The 18,041-nt window shown below is 47.2% G+C and carries 14 protein-coding genes; 7 read left to right on the forward strand and 7 right to left on the reverse strand.

What is annotated here, in order from left to right; all coding sequences use genetic code 11:
- Window positions 1–263: 263 nt before the first annotated feature.
- From AC6I3O_RS16085 to AC6I3O_RS16095, 3 genes are all read right to left on the reverse strand, one after another.
- Window positions 264–1,952, reverse strand: coding sequence for a PucR family transcriptional regulator (locus tag AC6I3O_RS16085; protein WP_497851767.1), 1,689 nt, complete (start codon window positions 1,950–1,952; stop codon window positions 264–266).
- Window positions 1,953–2,207: 255 nt separating this feature from the next.
- A complete protein-coding gene (locus AC6I3O_RS16090) occupies window positions 2,208–4,802 on the reverse strand; it encodes a hypothetical protein (RefSeq protein ID WP_497851768.1) in 2,595 nt (864 codons plus the stop codon).
- Between the two features lie 109 nt (window positions 4,803–4,911).
- Entirely contained in the window at window positions 4,912–7,038 is a 2,127-nt protein-coding gene (locus AC6I3O_RS16095) for an efflux RND transporter permease subunit (RefSeq protein ID WP_497851769.1), read from the reverse strand.
- A gap of 327 nt (window positions 7,039–7,365) precedes the next feature.
- Here AC6I3O_RS16095 and AC6I3O_RS16100 point away from each other — a divergent pair, with 327 nt between their 5' ends.
- Together AC6I3O_RS16100 and AC6I3O_RS16105 are read left to right on the forward strand one after the other, a co-directional pair.
- On the forward strand, window positions 7,366–7,986 hold the full coding sequence (locus tag AC6I3O_RS16100) for a TetR/AcrR family transcriptional regulator (protein ID WP_497851770.1): 621 nt from the start codon (window positions 7,366–7,368) through the stop codon (window positions 7,984–7,986).
- Between the two features lie 42 nt (window positions 7,987–8,028).
- Window positions 8,029–8,964, forward strand: a complete 936-nt coding sequence (locus AC6I3O_RS16105; RefSeq protein ID WP_497851771.1) for an AraC family transcriptional regulator — start codon at window positions 8,029–8,031, stop codon at window positions 8,962–8,964.
- A 12-nt stretch (window positions 8,965–8,976) separates the two neighbouring features.
- Here AC6I3O_RS16105 and AC6I3O_RS16110 read toward each other — a convergent pair whose 3' ends face one another.
- Both AC6I3O_RS16110 and AC6I3O_RS16115 read right to left on the reverse strand, forming a co-directional pair.
- Entirely contained in the window at window positions 8,977–9,378 is a 402-nt protein-coding gene (locus tag AC6I3O_RS16110; RefSeq protein ID WP_497851772.1) for a type II toxin-antitoxin system HicB family antitoxin, read from the reverse strand.
- A gap of 11 nt (window positions 9,379–9,389) precedes the next feature.
- Entirely contained in the window at window positions 9,390–9,575 is a 186-nt protein-coding gene (locus AC6I3O_RS16115) for a type II toxin-antitoxin system HicA family toxin (RefSeq protein ID WP_497851773.1), read from the reverse strand.
- Between the two features lie 251 nt (window positions 9,576–9,826).
- Between AC6I3O_RS16115 and AC6I3O_RS16120 the strand changes: the two genes are divergently transcribed.
- The 3 genes from AC6I3O_RS16120 to AC6I3O_RS16130 all read left to right on the forward strand — a co-directional run bounded on the left by AC6I3O_RS16120 (window position 9,827) and on the right by AC6I3O_RS16130 (window position 13,580).
- Window positions 9,827–11,491, forward strand: coding sequence for an alpha-glucosidase (locus tag AC6I3O_RS16120; protein WP_497851774.1), 1,665 nt, complete (start codon window positions 9,827–9,829; stop codon window positions 11,489–11,491).
- Window positions 11,492–11,562: 71 nt separating this feature from the next.
- Window positions 11,563–13,224: a glycoside hydrolase family 13 protein gene (locus tag AC6I3O_RS16125; RefSeq protein ID WP_497851775.1), complete on the forward strand. Its 1,662-nt coding sequence runs from the start codon at window positions 11,563–11,565 to the stop codon at window positions 13,222–13,224.
- Between the two features lie 74 nt (window positions 13,225–13,298).
- Entirely contained in the window at window positions 13,299–13,580 is a 282-nt protein-coding gene (locus AC6I3O_RS16130; protein ID WP_497851776.1) for a hypothetical protein, read from the forward strand.
- Here AC6I3O_RS16130 and AC6I3O_RS16135 read toward each other — a convergent pair.
- Together AC6I3O_RS16135 and AC6I3O_RS16140 are read right to left on the reverse strand one after the other, a co-directional pair.
- Window positions 13,534–15,093 carry an alpha-amylase family glycosyl hydrolase gene (locus AC6I3O_RS16135; protein WP_497851777.1) on the reverse strand — a complete coding sequence of 520 codons (1,560 nt, stop codon included), beginning with the start codon at window positions 15,091–15,093 and terminating at the stop codon, window positions 13,534–13,536. The genes AC6I3O_RS16130 and AC6I3O_RS16135 overlap by 47 nt on opposite strands.
- A 77-nt stretch (window positions 15,094–15,170) precedes the next feature.
- A complete protein-coding gene (locus tag AC6I3O_RS16140) occupies window positions 15,171–15,440 on the reverse strand; it encodes a hypothetical protein (RefSeq protein WP_497851778.1) in 270 nt (89 codons plus the stop codon).
- Window positions 15,441–15,677: 237 nt separating this feature from the next.
- Between AC6I3O_RS16140 and AC6I3O_RS16145 the strand changes: the two genes are divergently transcribed.
- Both AC6I3O_RS16145 and AC6I3O_RS16150 read left to right on the forward strand, forming a co-directional pair.
- Entirely contained in the window at window positions 15,678–16,544 is an 867-nt protein-coding gene (locus tag AC6I3O_RS16145; RefSeq protein WP_172551161.1) for a tyrosine-type recombinase/integrase, read from the forward strand.
- Window positions 16,537–17,691, forward strand: a complete 1,155-nt coding sequence (locus AC6I3O_RS16150) for an IS91 family transposase (protein ID WP_497849492.1) — start codon at window positions 16,537–16,539, stop codon at window positions 17,689–17,691. The genes AC6I3O_RS16145 and AC6I3O_RS16150 overlap by 8 nt, the downstream gene beginning before the upstream one ends.
- The last annotated feature ends 350 nt before the right edge of the window (window positions 17,692–18,041 follow it).

Consider the following 18,041-nt stretch of genomic DNA (forward strand, 5'->3'; position numbering starts at 1 on the left):
ATTGCATAGAAGAACCCTATTAGATATATAAATCTTATCTATAGTTCACATTATAGATAAATAATTAACAATATACATTGGAGAAAAAGGATAAAAAAGGAGATATTCTTTATCCATTTTGGACAAATAATATCTCCAGCGCACTACCTTTTCATATCTTGTCACCAACCGGCAGGTTGATGACCTGCGTGCGCATCAGCGCACTACCTCTTCATATCTTGTCACCAACCGGCAGGTTGATGACCTGCGTGCGCATCAGCGCACTACCTCTTCATATTCTCAATCATCCTATGTACAATCAGCCCGATCCGGACCGCCAGCACTTCGCTTGCATTATTCATGTCAATTCCCGTAATCTTGACGATCCGGTCAATCCGGTACGCCGCCGTCTTGTAATGGATAAAAAGCTCCTGGGCCGTCTTCGTCAAGTTCTGGTTACGGTCAAGGTAGGTATTCAAGGTGAGAATCAGCTCTTGCCTCTGCTGCTTCTTATAATGGAGCAGCTTCTGCAGAGACTCCGGAATATACTCATAGAGTTCCTCCGGATTATCTGCCTTGCACAAGAGCTTAAAGATTCCCATATCGGAAAAAAATACGATGTGATGGTTCTGCTCGGCGCTGCGCTCCTTAAAAATGCCGATAAATTCCAGAGAATCCCGCGCCTCCTTAAAACTGTCCGAAAGTTTAAAAACCCCCTCCACTTCTTTTCCGACGCCGGCGCGGACTTTCAGGTTTTTATTTTTCTGGCAGATTCGTTTCTGGATCTTTTCCACCGTTTCTTTCAGCTCTTTACGGTAATCTTCCTGTTTCTGTTCCGGATATATCTGCTGTATCACGATTACCTGGTCCACGTCATTCCTGACCCTGACGTCTCCGAATTCATTTACCACAGCGTCCCTGAGAATACTGTCGAATTTGAACTGCTCGTTCAGCTTCTCGAACCCCCCGGTACACTCGTTCCACAGCTTGAAAATCAACACCCGGTAATTTGCGTCAACCGGAATCCCCAGGCGCTTGACCTCCCGTTCCAGCTCTTTGCGCGAATGGAAATTCCCGTTCAAAATCTGTGTAATGATATCATTCTGGAACTTCTCCTCTAACTCCTCCACCGTGTGCTGGCGAAACATCTCCTGTTTCAATGCCGTCACTGCATTCTCTACCGCAATATCATCCATATCCCCGAATTGGCTGTTGGACGCCGTTATGACCAGATAGACTCTGCGGTTATACATAATCCTCCACTTCACGATGTACTGGTAACATACCTTTGGCTCTTCATCCGTCAGGGTGACTTTCTGTCTCAGATATGTATAATTAGAGTAAAACTGAGGCTGATATTCCTCCGCATTGTCCGAGATTGCCATCTTCTGCGCGCTGCCTTCCGTCCCCGCCAGATAGTCCATATTCTGGTTAAAAAGAGCGGCGGGATTGCCAATCAGCTTCTCAAGGACATCCAGGATCTTCTGGAGGCTGTCCTCCCCGGAACCACGTAAGAATGACAGAGCCGTAAAGTTATCGTGGGTGGTCTTAAAATACTTGAGCCGCCGGACCTCCTCATTGAACAGCCGCTCCAGAATCGGCCTTAAAATCTCCCTGAAGGACAGCTCGAACGCCACTTCCAGAACCGGAACTGCGTATTCTTCCGCAAATTCCAGAATATACTTTACCTTCTCTTCAATGTCATCCACGTCGTTCCCACGCTTTATCACGATGGCGCTGACCCTTTTTTGCGCCAGTTCCCGAAAATAACTGTCAAATTCCTCCGATGTACAGAACTGGAACGCATAGAATCGTGTCAGCAACACTTCCCCGCCGCTAATAAATTTCACGATGTCCGGCGCTTCTATGATTGTTGCGCCCTTAATCTCATTGCCAAGGCCCGCCGCGCCGCCCAGAAGTTTTGCGCCGCTGAATATGTCGATATTCAGCATCTCTTCTACACTTAATCCCATAATGTACGTTCCTCCTCATAGGTTCTATTTTATCACATACGGGGCGGCTCTACAATCGAAAATATAGACTGAAAGATTGGCTACAGCAATGACGCCATGTATAAAGGCAGGTAAACAATCCCGTCTTCCTCTTTTAAATCCCCTGAGGGGATCGCATAAGGGATATACTCCAATAAGGTATATCATACTGCAAAAGGCCGCCGCACCAAACGATGCGCCAGCCTTTCCCACAACTTTTCCCTATCTGCACTTTCCCTACTTTTCTACTCCTTCAGTCTCAATGATGAACTTAGTACTTCCATTCATCCCTTCCCTGATTCCTGCAAAGGACTTATAACTCTTCCCCAGGTCTGACATTGCGTCAATCCTTGATTTTACAGACTGAATATCATTGTCAAATACATCCGTCAGTTTGTCAATGCCCGATGTCTTAAACTCTGACATTCCGTCGGCAAGCTGCCGGTTCCCATCGGCTAACGCGCCCGCCCCGTCGGCAAGCTGCCGGTTCCCGTCGGCAAGCGTCCCCGCCCCGGCAAAAAGTTTCTGGTTCCCGTCGGCCAAAGCCCCTGCTCCATCTGCAAGTTTCTGGTTGCCCGCAAAAAGCGCCCCTGCTCCATCTGCTAATTTCTGATTTCCTGCAAAAAGCGCTCCGGCTCCATCCGCAAGCTGTTGGTTTCCGCTAAGCAGCGCGCCCGCCCCAGAGGAGAGCTGCCGGTTTCCATCCGCCAGAGTATCGGCTCCGTTTGCCAAATCCTTCGCTCCGTTTGCCAGAGCATTGATTCCTGCAATCAACTGTGGGCTGCTGTCCTTCAACTGGCTTGCCCCATCCACCAACTGACCGCTTTTGCTGTTTAATTCTGCCGCACCTTCTGAAAGTCCCGCGATACCGGCAGATAAGTTTGACATCCCCTCCGACAAAGAAGCTGCTCCGCCTTTTAACCCGCCTGCCCCGTCGGCGCCGCCAAGCCCGGCCATCAAATTCTGCGCCCCGGCATCCAACTGCTCCACCGCTGCCGCCAACTGGGCGTTCGCATCTGCTCCTTGCGCCGCACCCTGGGCTGCATAGATGGAATTCTGTGCTTCATAAATCTCTGACATTGCATAATTGATGTCCGCCGAAGGGTCTGACCTCCCTACCGTAACAGCATCCACATAGCTGTCAATCACTGCCTGAATCTCTGCCGCGCTTATTTCCGTACCCGTCATCTCTGCAATCGCCAAAGCCGCGTCCGATGTCCCCACAACTGCATACTGGCCTGCTGCGGCATCTGCTCCTGCAAGGGCATTTGCCGCCCTTGTAAGCGCGCCGTCTGCCGCCCCAAGATTTCCCGCCACGCCTTCTGCCGTACTGCCTGCGCTGCCAATCAATGCTTTCAGGGCAGAACAGCCTCCGGCAAGCTCATATGCGCCGCTATAAGCGGCGTCTATACCGTTCTTCAATGTATCCGCTCCGCTTCCAAGCTCATTTGCCCCGTCCAGAAGCTGCTTACTTGCAGCATCTAGCTGTGCTACGCCGGAAGTATACGTCTTCACACCGTCTGACAGGTTCCCAATCCCTTCTGCCAGTACGCCGCTCTTACTGTTCAATTCATTTACGCCCTCTGACAATGTTTTTGAGCCGTCTGCAAGCGCCTTTGCCCCATCTGCTGCATTCTTAGAGCCATCTGCCAATGCCTTTGCTCCATTCACCGCCTCTTTCGTTCCTGCTGCCAGTTCTCTCGCCCCGCTGGCGGCTTCCTTCGAGCCGTCCGCCAATTCTTTTGCTCCGCTGGCGGCTTCCTTCGAGCCGTCTGCCAGTTCTTTCGCTCCGCTGGCGGCTTCCTTCGAGCCGTCTGCCAGTTCCTTTGCCCCGTCGGCGGCTTCCTTTGCCCCGTCTTTAAGCTTCTCTGCCCCGTCGGACGCTTCTTTCGAGCCATCTTCAAGTTTCCCGGAAGCATCCTCAAGCTCATGGATGGAATCCTCCAGGCTGTCGAAATCATGGACGTCGCTTAAATCAAACTCTTCCATAATCTCTGCGGAAGCCACCGTGATTGTAGGGCCAACCGAAGCATCCTTTACATCCGCCGTAATGGTCACGCTTTCAGGGATATCAAGATCCAGCTCTTTCAGTTTCAGGTTCTCGGAAAGTCCCGGGAAACCAAGCCCCACCACAATATTCTTGTCTGCATCCGACATGATTTTCCCGTTGTCGATTTCCACATTGGTATACTCGTCTATGGGGAGCATCATGGATGTCACCATGGTAAACGGCGTATACATCTCAACATTTTCACCGTCAATCTCAACATTCTCCTTTGAGTGGTTCTCATACTCGATATGGATTTCTACCTTACCGTCTTTTCCTGCCAGCTCTTCTGCTTTTATCTCTTTCCCGTCCAATTTATAGGAAATATTTACATCTACCGGCAGCTTCTCATCCGTAGTACCCTGATAATAAATGTCGCTGCCCTCTGACTTCCATGTCAGCTCCTCGCCGCTTCCTTTGGAAAATTCTTCCTCTCCCTTGATATTGCGGATATCCTTTAATCCTGAAATGTCGGCAAAGTCTCCGTTTTCAGGATTCTTGAGCCACTCCGTTACCGTAGTGTTGCTGACATTGCCCGCCGCGTCTGCTTTCACATAGACGGACTCTTCTTTGAACATAGATCCCTCCGTCTTTCCCGCAGTTTCCTGGTCATTACTTTCTTTTCCCTCAAGCACGGCATTGGCTGCTTCTTCAAGAGCCTCCGTCGTTTCCTCCTCTGCCATTACTTCCGTACCTAATCCCTGATATTCATACGCTCCGACCGTTCCTGCCGCCATAACGGCCGCCATAGCTCCCGCCATTACCCGTTTCCTGTTTCTATTCATAACATCATACCTCCTGCACAATTTTTCATTGCCCGCCTCCAGCAAATCTGCTGCAATATACGGGCATTTGCCAAACCTTCATACTTACCTGCTTTTTCGCATCATTGCCTTACATCCCGCTGTCCGAGCACTCTTTCATAGAGTCCTTACGCTTACGGTCACTCTTTGCCGTCTTGGGTAAAAATCCCCGGCTAGTCTTCACAATCACCTTGTCAAATACCATGAACATTGACGGAAGAATCAATACTACTACAACCATACTGATAATCGCCCCTCGCGCCATCAAGATACAAAGGGAACTAATCATGTCAATATTTGAAAACAAACCTACGCCAACCGTTGCCGCAAAGAAGCTGAATGCGCTTACCATAATAGACTGTGCCGAAGCGCGATGGGCAATCGTGACCGCATCGTATTTACTTCTTCCCTGGCTTCTCTCCCGCTTATACCGCGTGGTCATAAGAATGGCATAATCCACAGTCGAGCCAAGCTGTATGGTGCCGATTACGATAGAAGCCACAAAGGGCAGCGTCGTCCCCGTATAGAAGGGGATACCCATATTGACAAAGATTGCAAATTCAATCACGCCTACCAGTATAATCGGCAGGGAAATGGACTGGAACAGAATCAATATAATAATGAAAATAATTCCAATGGATACCACGCTTACCGTCTTGAAATCTTTATCCGTAATGGTAATCAAATCTGCCGTCAGCGGCCCTTCTCCCACCAGCATTGCCTTCTCGTCAAACTGGTCCATAATCTCATTAATCTCTTCTATCTGTTTATTTACCTCATCAGACGCTACTTTATATAAAGAATTGACCATCACCATCTGGTATTTATCCGTCTTTAGCATACTCGTGACCGACTCCGGAAGCATATCGGAAGGAACTCCCGGACCTACCAGTTTATCTAAGCCCAGCGCCCACTTTACGCCGTCTACCTTCTCGATTTGTTTCAGCATCTTCCCCACATCCGAGGATGGTACGGAGCTGTCAAGCAGCAGAATGTGGGTGGTATTCATCTCATAATCTTCCTTCAGCTTCTCATTTGCAATAATACTCGGTAGCTCCTTAGGAAGCGTCTCATCCAGATTATAGTAAACCCCTGTATGGTTATTTCCATAGACCGCAGGGAACAAAAGTATCAGGAAGGCAGCCACATACCAGAGATAACGCTTCGTGACCTTCTCCGACAACCTGCCGATATCCGGCAAAAGCGGCTTATGTTTCGTCTTCTCGATGATTTTGTCACAGCACAGAATCATGGATGGCAGAACCGTAACACAGGCAATCACACCGAAGACGACGCCCTTCGCCATGACGACCCCGATATCCAGCCCCAAGGTGAAGCTCATGAAACACAGTGCGATAAATCCTGCAACCGTTGTAATGGAACTTCCCACCACGGAAGAAAAGGTATGGGAAATCGCATGGGCCATCGCCCGCTTCTTATCCCCATGAAACCGTTCCTGCTGCTCTTCATAGCTGTGCATCAGGAAAATGGAGTAATCCAGCGTAACGCCCAACTGTAATACTGCTGCCAATGCCTTTGTAATATATGAAATCTCTCCAAGGAAATAATTACTTCCCAGATTGTAGAGAATCGCCATTCCAATACTCAGCAGGAACAGTACCGGCACAAAGAAGGATTCCATCGTAATTCCCAACACCAGGACTGCCAGTGCAACTGCAATTAATACGTAGAGGGGCGTCTCTTTCTCGGCAAGGTTCTTCGTATCGGTCACAATGGCGGACATACCGCTTAAAAAGCACTGCTTTCCCGCAATTTTCCGAATCTCTTCAATGGCTCCCATGGTTCCGTCGGAGGAAGTCCCCTCGTCGAAGAAAATTGCCATCATAGTTCCCGTATCAGAATTAAACACCTTGTAGAGTTCATCCGGCAGCATACTCTCCGGAACCGAGATATCCATCACGGAGTCGTACCACAGCACGTTCCCTACATGGTCGATTTCCTCAATTTCTTTCTTCAATTTTACAATATCCTTATCTTCCATGCCGTCTACGATAAACATGGAAAATGCGCCCGTCCCGAAATCTTCTACCATGATATCCTGACCCTTCATGGTCTCGATATCCTCCGGCAGATACGTCAGGACATCGTAATTCACTCTGGTATTCACATATCCCAGTACGGAAGGAATCAGCAGCAATATACTGAAAACCAAAATCGCTGCCCTGTACTTCACCACTTTTTTCCCAAACTGAACCATACTCTCACTGCTCCTTTTTCATATTCTGATTTGCCGCCAGCCAAAGGCTGATGACAAGGCACGCGTCAGCGTGTTTCACTTTATGACCGTTGGTCATTTCTTACAATATGCACTATACTACAGAAATGACCAATAGTCAATACCATTTTTATAAAAAATTGACTTTTAGTCATTTTATTCAAAAGTACTTGAAAATCCGCTTATTTTCTGGTTATAATAAGGAAGTACGCTGATGCGTACGCAGGTCATCAACCTCCGGTTGGTGACATGTTATAATAAGGATACAAACACACTTTGGGGATAGCAAGGAAAGGACAGTCGATTAGAATGGGGAAAATTGACGAGAATAAGAAAAAGAAAAAGGAAACACTGTTCAATAGTGCCTATGACCTTTTCATTACAAAGGGAATCAACTCCACCGCCATATCCGATATCGTAGAGAAGGCGGGGGTTGCAAAAGGTACGTTCTATCTGTATTTTAAGGACAAATATGACATACGGAACAAGCTCATCGCCCACAAGACCCATGAACTGTTCCATAGGGCGAAGTTTGCACTTGACCATGCCCCAAATCCTGTCATAGGGCTGGACGAGCAGTTGATTTTTATTATCAATCATATTATAGATACGCTGGTCCTCAACATCCCTCTCATGAACTTCATTTCCAAGAATCTGGTCATGGGGGCGCTTAGGTCTGTCCTTCTGACCGGCGAGCGTTCGGATACGGATTTTTATGAGATATTCCTGGATATGGTACGCCAGGATTCTTATGAATATCAGGATATCGAGGTGATGCTTTTTACCATCGTGGAGCTTGCCGGGTCTGCCGGGTATAACTCCATCCTGTACAAAGAGCCTCTGCCGATTGAACAGTACAAGCCATTTCTTTACCGCTCTGTCCGGCTGATTATTGACAGCCACCGTGTGAAAGATCAGGCAGGAAAATAATATACACAGCAAGCTATGGGCAGAAACGAATGGAGGGATTACATGCAGCAATTATCGCCCACACTAAAAGAAATCAGCCTTCACGGCACAAAATCTTTTCCCTGTGCTTTCTACCAGACCCGCTCCGTCGGCAAAGGAACCCTTGTTAAGCACCACTGGCACGACGAAGTGGAGATCTTATATTTTTTCGGCGGAGAATTTCGTCTTGAAATCAACATGGAGCAATTTTTTGTCCACTCGGAGGCGCTGTACTTCATCAATCCCGGTGAACTGCACAGTATTTACAAGGAACAAGCAGGAAGCCCCGGCGAAGATGCCGTCGTCTTTTCACTGGATATTTTAAGTTTCGACTCCTACGATGCCGCACAGATGCAGTTGATACAGCCTATCCGAAACGGAAACATGCGGTTCCCTCGCTGCCTTCTGCCCACCCACCCGGGATTTCTGTCTGTCCGGGATGCGTTTCTTGACACCATGCAATCCTTCGGGCATAGGCCGGATGAATCAGACGTTCCCGGAAACGGAGCCGTTACAGATGATCTGACGAACCAGTTATTCATCAAATCATCCCTGCTCCATATTCTCGCCGTTCTCTCAAGCTACAGGCTCTTTACGCCTACGGAGAAGAATCTGGACAAGCGTGTGGAAGGGATTAAGACCGTCCTTACTTATATCAGGGAAAACTACAAAGAGAAGATTTATATTCAAGACCTTGCAGAACAGGTGCATATGAACGAGCAGTATTTCTGCCGTTTTTTTAAGAAATCTATTGGGCGTTCCCCCATGGAATATCTCAATGAATACCGTATCAAACAGGCAATGCGGCTGCTCAAGGAGACAGACCTGCCTGTGATGGAGGTCTGCCTGGAATGTGGATATAATAATCTGGGAAATTTTCTCCGTGCGTTCAAGAAATATACGGAGATGACTCCGCTGAAATATAGGAATGATTCCCATGAAAATGGGAGGCGGCTCTGACGGAAAGAAGCATTATCTGCCTGCGTTTATTTTTGCCAGAAGCGCCTCCTTCAAAACCTGAGAAAAATTCACACCCAACGCCATTGCCTCTTCATTCAGCCATTCAGGAATCGTCAGCGTCTTTTTGATAGCTTTATGATTGTGCATCTTTGCATATTCTATCGTATCACAGGCAATATCATTCACGAAATCCCGTTTAGATTCAAGTTCAATCGCATTTCGCTGGGATGGCGCCGGAATCTCTTTTCTTTTCCGTTCATAATCATACAGTACATATGCCAGAACATCCTCTGCCATCCTGATTGCATCGTTTAAGTCATCTCCGCAGGTATAGCATCCCTCCAAATCCGGGAACCATACTGAAAATCCTTTTTCCTCCTGTGTAAAAACCGCAGGATATACATATTTAGCCATATTTTACCTCCTTATTTCAACCCCGCATCTTTTAATATTCGATTCGCTGTGCCACTTGGGATTTCTTTACTTAAATGCCTTGGAATCCTGATATCCTTCCCCGTTTTGCCACTATGCCATTTATCATGTTCTTTACCATGTTCCACGAAAAAACATCCATTCTTCTTTAAAATCTTTATGAGTTCTGATGTCTTCATTATTTCCTCCTTTTACAATATTATAATACGTACTAACACGTATGTCAAATTTTTTTAATTCTACAGTTTCTTGTAAAGTTAAATTCCATTTGTATCATAGCCCAATAAACACGACTACATTTTCAAAAAAGTCAAAATATCGTAATTTTTAATCAGAGAAATATAAGACAAATCCAAAATACACAGCTATAATAAACCACATAGAATTTGATATTTTTTATCTAAAATACAGCAATCACGGAGGTATGGCTATGACGAAAAAATGGTGGCATGACAAGGTAGCTTATCAAATCTATCCAAAGAGTTTCTATGATTCTAATGGGGACGGAATCGGAGACATTCCGGGAATCATCAGCAAATTGGATTATTTACAGGACTTAGGGATTGACATTATCTGGCTTTCCCCCTGCTACCGCTCTCCCCTTGCCGACGAGGGGTACGACATTTCCGATTACTACGATATCGACCCGCGTTTCGGAACCATGGAGGATATGGAGCAGTTAATAGAAGAAGCAAAAAAACGTAATATGTACATTCTGATGGATTTGGTGGTGAACCACTGTTCCGACGAACATGAATGGTTCAAAAAAGCCTGTGAAGACCCGGACGGGAAATACGGGAATTTCTTCTATCTGAGGGATAAAAAAGAAGGTGAACTCCCTACGAACTGGCGCTCTTACTTTGGAGGCCCGGTCTGGGAAGACCTCCCGGGAACAGACAAACAATACCTGCATGTATTCCATAAGAAACAGCCGGATTTGAACTGGGAGAACCCAGAACTTCGCGAAGAAGTTTACAAGAACATCAACTGGTGGCTTGACAAGGGTCTTGGCGGTTTCCGTATCGACGCAATCATCAATATCAAAAAGGCCCTGCCATTCAGGAGCTATGAGCCTGACCGGAGCGACGGTCTGTGCAATATCCAGACAATGCTCAAAGAAGCGAACGGCATCGGAACATTCTTAGGAGAGATGCGGGATCGTACTTTCAAAAACTATGATGCGTTCTCCGTAGGAGAAGTATTTAACGAAAAACCTGAGGAGATTCCTGATTTTATCGGTGAAAATGGATATTTTTCCAGTATGTTCGATTTCAACGAGACAATTTTCGGCAACAGCGAAAAAGGTTGGTATGATGCGAAACCAATCACACCGGATGATTATAAGCGCTGCTGCTTCGAGTCTCAAGCAAAGATTGGAGACATCGGTTTCCTTTCCAATATCATCGAAAACCACGATGAGCCTCGGGGCGTCAGCCGTTACATCCCGGAGGGGGACTGCTGTGTCCAAAGCAAAAAGCTGCTTGCAGCCTTGAATTTTATGCTGAGAGGCCTGCCCTTCATCTATCAGGGACAGGAAATTGGTATGGAAAACGTACCATTCTCTTCTATCGATGAGGTAGACGATATCTCCACGCTAGATGAATATCAGGTCGCACTGGACGCCGGGCTTGCTCCCGCCGAAGCCTTAAAGGCAGTTGCAAAATTCAGCCGTGACAACGCCCGGACACCGATGCAGTGGTCAGGCAAGGCAAACGCCGGATTCACAGAAGGTATGCCATGGCTGAAGGTTAATCCCAACTACACTTCCATTAATGCTGAAAACCAGATGGAAGACCCGGATTCTGTCAGGAGCTTTTATAAGGAATTGATCTCGCTGCGCAAGAATCCCGAATATCAGGAAACGGTGGTGTATGGCGCATTTGAGCCGTATCTTCCGGATACCCATAACCTGATGGCTTATTTCCGCAAGGGGGATAAAACTCTTCTGGTAATGGGAAATTATCAGAAGGAAGCACAGACGGTCAAACTTCCTTCTGAATATAAAAAGGTACTGCTGAACAACTATCCTGAGCTTTCTGCAGATGGATTGTCGTTGAAGTTATCCGGTTATCAGGTTATTATATTAGAAATGTAACAAGCATAAAAACTATGCCTGCACGCCATTTCCAAAAAGGCGGCGGCAAATGACAAGAAAGGACTGAGCATATGAACAGAACATGGTGGAAAGAGGCTGTCATCTATCAAATCTACCCCCGCAGTTTTATGGACAGCAACGGAGACGGAATCGGAGATATCAAGGGAATCACCAGCCGTCTGGATTATCTGAAATATTTAGGAGTCGATGTACTTTGGCTCTCCCCAATCTACAAATCACCGAACGATGATAACGGCTACGATATCAGTGATTATCAGGCAATCATGGATGAATTCGGGACTATGGAGGACTTCGACGAGATGCTCGCAGAAGCCCACAAGCGAGGCCTGCGGGTAGTCATGGACCTGGTGGTAAACCACACATCCGACGAACATAAATGGTTTATGGAAAGCCGCAAATCAAAAGAAAACGAATATCGGGACTATTACATCTGGCGGGAAGGGAAGGACGCCGAAACTCCTCCCAACAACTGGGGCTCCTGTTTCAGCGGTTCTGCATGGCAGTACGACGAACAGACCGCCATGTATTACCTGCACCTGTTTTCCAGGAAACAGCCGGATTTGAACTGGGACAACCCAAAGGTACGCAAGGAAGTCTTTGACATGATGACCTGGTGGTGCGACAAGGGTATCGATGGTTTCCGTATGGACGTAATCAGCATGATTTCCAAGACCAAAGAGATGCCCGACGGTCCGGTGACAGACTTCTACGGCGACTACTCACCTTACTGCATACATGGGCCCAACGTCCACAGATATCTCCAGGAGATGAACGAAAAGGTTTTGTCCAAATACGATATTATGACCGTAGGAGAGACGCCGGGCGTGACTACGGAACAGGCAAAACAGTACGCCGGGGAGGATACCAGGGAGCTTAATATGGTATTCCAGTTCGAGCATGTAGATAACCACGGGAAATACGGCAAATGGGACGACCAGAAATGGCAGCTCACGAAATTAAAAAATATCCTGACCCGCTGGCAGACCGAGTTATATGGGAAAGCATGGAATAGTTTGTTCTGGGATAACCATGACCAGCCAAGAGCCGTTTCCCGCTTCGGGGACGACAGGCCCATGTACCGGGAAGCTTCCGCCAAGATGCTTGCCACCTGCCTTCATATGATGCAGGGTTCTCCTTACATTTATCAGGGAGAAGAGCTTGGAATGACCAACTATCCTTTCCAAAGCCCCGATGAATTCCGTGATATTGAGAGCGTCAACGCCTACAAAGAATGGTGTCTGAGCGGCGAGGTTTCCCATGAAGATTTCTGGCCTTGCATTATAGCCAGAAGCCGTGACAACGCAAGGACTCCGGTACAGTGGGACGATTCCGCACAGGCCGGGTTCACCACCGGGACTCCCTGGATTGCCGTGAATCCCAATTATACGGAAATCAATGCCAAGGCTGAGACAGAAGACCCCAATTCTGTGTTCCACTATTATAAGAAGCTCATTGCACTGAGGAAAGAGAATCCAATCATGGTGTACGGCAAATACGAGCCGCTTATGGAGGACAGTGAAGAATTGTTCGTCTATACAAGGACTTTGGATGAGAAAAAACTGCTGACTGTCTGCAACTTTACGGATCAGGAGATTGACTTTACCATACCGGAAGAATTCGTCGGTAAATCCTGCCTGATTGCGAATATGGAAAACGACTACAGCAAGAAAGAAATAACGTTAAGACCTTATGAGGCATTCGTATTAATCTAATCACACATGCCCTTTGGGGATATTCATAGAAGGCAGGAGCGCATCTATCTCTTGCCTTCCTTGTCATGAGCTCCATGTTAAGCGGTAAATTCAAATCCTACTGGAAAAAGACATCTGCCGCCGAAGCCCTTCTTGCATATATAGATATAGATGAAGACGGGCTTCTGGTGCATCTTGGATATCTGGCTTACACAGAAGAGGAAAAGGGAGACGGAACCGGCACAGCCAGAATCCCCAATAAGGAGGTTCTTATGGAGTTCAATATAAAACAGCCGGGGAATACACCAAAATGTATTGCCCGGCTTAAAACTATTTCACTTCTTTCACGAATACAGCCGTCGCCCCCGGAATCCTAAGCTTTCCGTCTTTCAGTTCCATATCCCCGCCATTCTGGTAGAGTACTTCCCCTAACGTCCCGCCATACGCAAACTCGGCATCCTTCCCAGACGGATTGATTACAATCAGCACAGAATCCTCTTCATGATACCTTCTGTACGCCAATGGATACGCATTTTCCTCACAATACAGGAACTCGATCTTCGCCTCGCTCTGCAGCACCTTTGCCGACTGGCGGACTTCGATGAGCTTCTTCACCTCATGGTAAATGGAGTCCGGGTCTTCCATCTGCTTCTTCGCCGTCGGACGATTCTCGTCCGGGTCAATGGGGATATAGAGCTCATCCGCCTTCGCCTCGGAAAACCCTGCGTTCAGCCCGTCGTCCCACTGCATCGGGGAACGGGAACCCGTACGGATATAACCACCTTCCACAGACACCACATCCGCCAGATACCGCATCCCAAGCTCATCTCCATAGTAGATGAACGGCGCGCCCGGCAATGACAGGATGAATGCGAATACGATCTTGACCTCTTCCTCATCCAGCCATTTGGTCAGACGTTCCATGTCATGATTTCCGGAAGGCATACAGATCATCCCTTTTCCGTTGGTGGGCTCATAGCATTTCTTATAATAATCGATGAAAGCCTTCGCATTTCCCTTGCCCTCCCGTGAGAAATAAGGGTTATCCCCATGGTACAGATCCGTATAGTGGCTCGGGCCAAAATGCAGCATAAAATCCATATGGTATCCCGATCGAAGGCTCCTGTCCGGCTGCCCCCATTCGGAAATCATAGCCGCATCCGGAAATTCCTTATCTAGAAACTCGCGGAAATCTTTCCACAGGGCAATCGTCCCTTCCTGCTCGGGGTCGTTCTTCACAAGTGAGCCTGCCATGTCTACACGGAACCCGTCGCAGCCCATTTTCAGCCAGAAACGCATCACATCCTTAATCGCCTCCCGGGTAGCTATTGCATCTTCTGAATCCATCGGCTGCTGCCAACTGGGATTTTCAACCTTATAGCAGCCATAATTCAGGCAGGGCTGATGTGCATAGAAATTGACTGCCACACAGCCGTTCCTCTGGCTCATCCCCCGCAGGAACCCGCGAATGTTCTCATCTCCCTCAAAGTCCGTCCACGCGTCGTCTGTCCATACGTAACGTCCCGAATAAGGATTCTTCTCAGGTCTTAACGATTCCTTGAACCACTCATGCTCCCAGGAAGTATGCCCCGGGACCAAATCTAACAGCACATGCATATCCCGCTTATGAGCCTCGCCAAACAGTCTCTTCAAATCCGCATTCGTCCCATAGCGGGGAGCTACCTTCATATAATCTGACACATCATATCCCGCATCCAAAAACGGAGACTCAAAGCAGGGATTCAGCCAGATAGCATTGCACCCAAGCTCTTTAATATAATCCAGATGCTCAATGATCCCCTGCATGTCCCCTATGCCGTCCGCATTCGTATCAGCAAAGGACTGTGGATAAATCTCATAAAATACCGCATTTTTTAACCATTCTACCATATGTATTCTCCTCTTAATTTAATATATTGCGTTATTTCAAAAGGGGCTTCTTACGACAGCCCCTTTGCTTTGCATATTTAGTGGCAGATTGCCTTCTCCGTATCTTTATCGAAGAAATGTGCTTTATCCATGTTGGCAGCAATCTTCGCCGGTCCTTTCGGAAGCGGTTTTTCGGATGACGATATCTTGACAGTGACCGGGATATCGTCCACAGTCAGATGTAAGTGGTAATCCGCGCCCATCAGCTCACTGAAATTCATCTCGGCTGCAAGCGTATTCTCCTTCGTCATCCTCTCCTGAGGAAGGAAATCCTCTAACCTAAGCCCCATTACCACAGATTTACCCACATATGGCTTTAACGCCTTTTTTTCGTTTTCTCAAAATAAAAGTAGCAGTTTTTTGGTTTATGTTGTATTGTTGAGTTACCACACACAACTGCAAACATAACCCCAAAAACTGCTATGTTTATATTATCATGGATTTTCAAACTCAACAACTCTATATTTCATTTTTTTGCCCGCCCGCCACCTCTTTTGTGATTTTTCCTGTTCACTCTATCAAAATCACACCGTGGAGGTTCCATTATGGACAATTATTTAGATTCTTTCAGGGAAATGATCTCCCTTCGCGGCCTTACCGCCCACACACTTAAAAATTACTGCACTTATATCCGTGCCTACCTTGATTATCTCTCCAGCGTACTCCGCAAGCTTCCGGAGGATGTTTCCTGGGATGAACTCCGTGTTTATATCCGCTGGCTAAAGCGTTCCAGAAATCTTTCTGACCGCACGGTCAACTGTGCCATTTCACAGTTGCGTTTTTTTACCCTTTATGTCCTTCATAAGCCATGGGACGATACCCAGCTTCCCATGCGTAAGTTTGATGAATACCTCCCCTTTGTCCCTTCCAAAGAGGAAGTTTCCATCCTGATCGACGCCATGCCCGACCTCAAGCAGAAGGCTATGGTCTCCCTCATGTATTCCTCCGGTCTGCGCATCGGCGAAGTCTGCCATTTACGGTATGAGGACATTGAACGCAAAAATATGCGTATCCATATCCGTCACGGAAAGAATCGTTCCGACCGTTATGCCATCCTTTCTAAAAGGGCTCTGGATATCCTCACTTCCTACTGGTTTGCCTTTGGCAGGCCAAGAGGCTGGCTTTTCCCAAAGCAGACCTGCCCGGATAAACCCATTGATACATTTTACCTTTCCCGGCATATCCATGCTGTAGAGCGCTCACTCGGCTGGGAAGAACGGATCACCTGCCATTCCCTGCGCCACGCCTTTGGCACCCATCTGTATGAGGACGGTACAGACCTGCTTACCATAAAAGCCCTGCTCGGACATAAATCTTTAAATTCCACTACGATTTATGTCCACCTGGCTTCTAACGGTACACATACTGCCATAAGCCCCTTTGACCGGATGGAAGGTGTTTCCCATGAGTAATTCCCAAATCCAGAGGATCTGGCAGCTCTCTTACCGGGAGTACACTTCTTCCGGGAGTTTCCAGTCTGATGTCCAGCGTAAAGCATCCTATGCTATTTTAAACTGTAAATCCGGCAGACTCGGCGTAAATATTTCACAGTGTCCGGATTGCGGCCATATAGAGGTCCGCAATAATTCCTGCCGGAACAGAAACTGTCCGAGCTGCCAGGCTGTTAATAAGGAAATCTGGGTGGATAAGCGCAGGGCTGAGGTGATCGACGCGCCCTATTTCCATGTGGTGTTTACCACTCCCCACGAATTAAACAGCCTCTTTTATTGCAACCAGCAGCTCCTTTATGGGCTGCTCCACAAATGCTGCGCCGAAACACTCCTGGAACTGTCCGCAGATCAAAAATACCTAGGTGCAGTCCCCGGCATCATCCAGGTACTCCATACCTGGGATCAGGAGATGCTTTACCATGTACATATGCATTGCATTATCTCTGGCGGCGGGCTCACCCAAGACCATAAAATACGGAAAACAAAGAAAAGCTTCTTCCTCCCCGTAAAAGTCCTCAGGAATAAATTCAAGGGAAAATTCCTTGCAGCGCTTGATGCCCTTTATCAAAGCGCCAGCCTGGAGTTTTCCGCTTCCTGCGAAGAACTGCGCAGTTCCTATGAATGGGCCACATTCCGCAATTCCCTTTACGAAAAGGACTGGTGCCCATACATTAAGGAAACCTTTAACAGATTTGGCAATGCCCTGGAATATCTTGGACGATATACCCATAAGATTGCCATTTCAAACAGCCGTATCCTGGATGTGGATGAACAGGAAACCACTTTTTCTGCCAGAGGAAAAAGGCCCGGCAATCCGCGTAGGACTATCACCCTGGAAAACACGGAATTCATCCGGCGTTACCTGATGCATGTGCTCCCTCCCGGTTTTCAGAAGATCCGCTATTACGGCTTTTTAAATAACCGGTATAAAAGCAAGAACCTGAAACGGATCTTCAAAATCCAGGGAGGACAGCGGTTTAAAGAAAGGTATGCCGGACTATCTATAGGAGAGCTGCTGGCTGTGGTCTGGAAGATTGATATACGCATTTGTCCGGAATGCGGGCGCCACAGGATGCAACAGGCCGGAAGGACATATGGTTCATCCTGATACAAACTTTTTCTTACTGAATAAATTTTTTAAAAGCCTCCGCAAGAAGGCTTGCGAAGCATGCCTTTTTACCGGATATATTTGTAAATCTACACAAAAAACAGATGCTTATGCCAGGAAGTACCTGCAAAATCTGTGCAGTTTCACTAACTGTGAAAAATACTTCCTCCATACACATATTGGCTAAAGGTCCGCAGTCTGGTACAATCGGAAAGAATCACATTCAGGGCAGTTTTATCTTTTGTATAAAGCTGCTCTTTTCGTCTGCCCTGAATCTGATACTTTCCTAAAGAATTATACCATAGATTTAAAAATGCAACAAGTTTTAGCAGTGCCTAAACATCTTTTAA

The sequence above is a fragment of the Sporofaciens sp. St.21A7 genome (assembly GCF_059728535.1).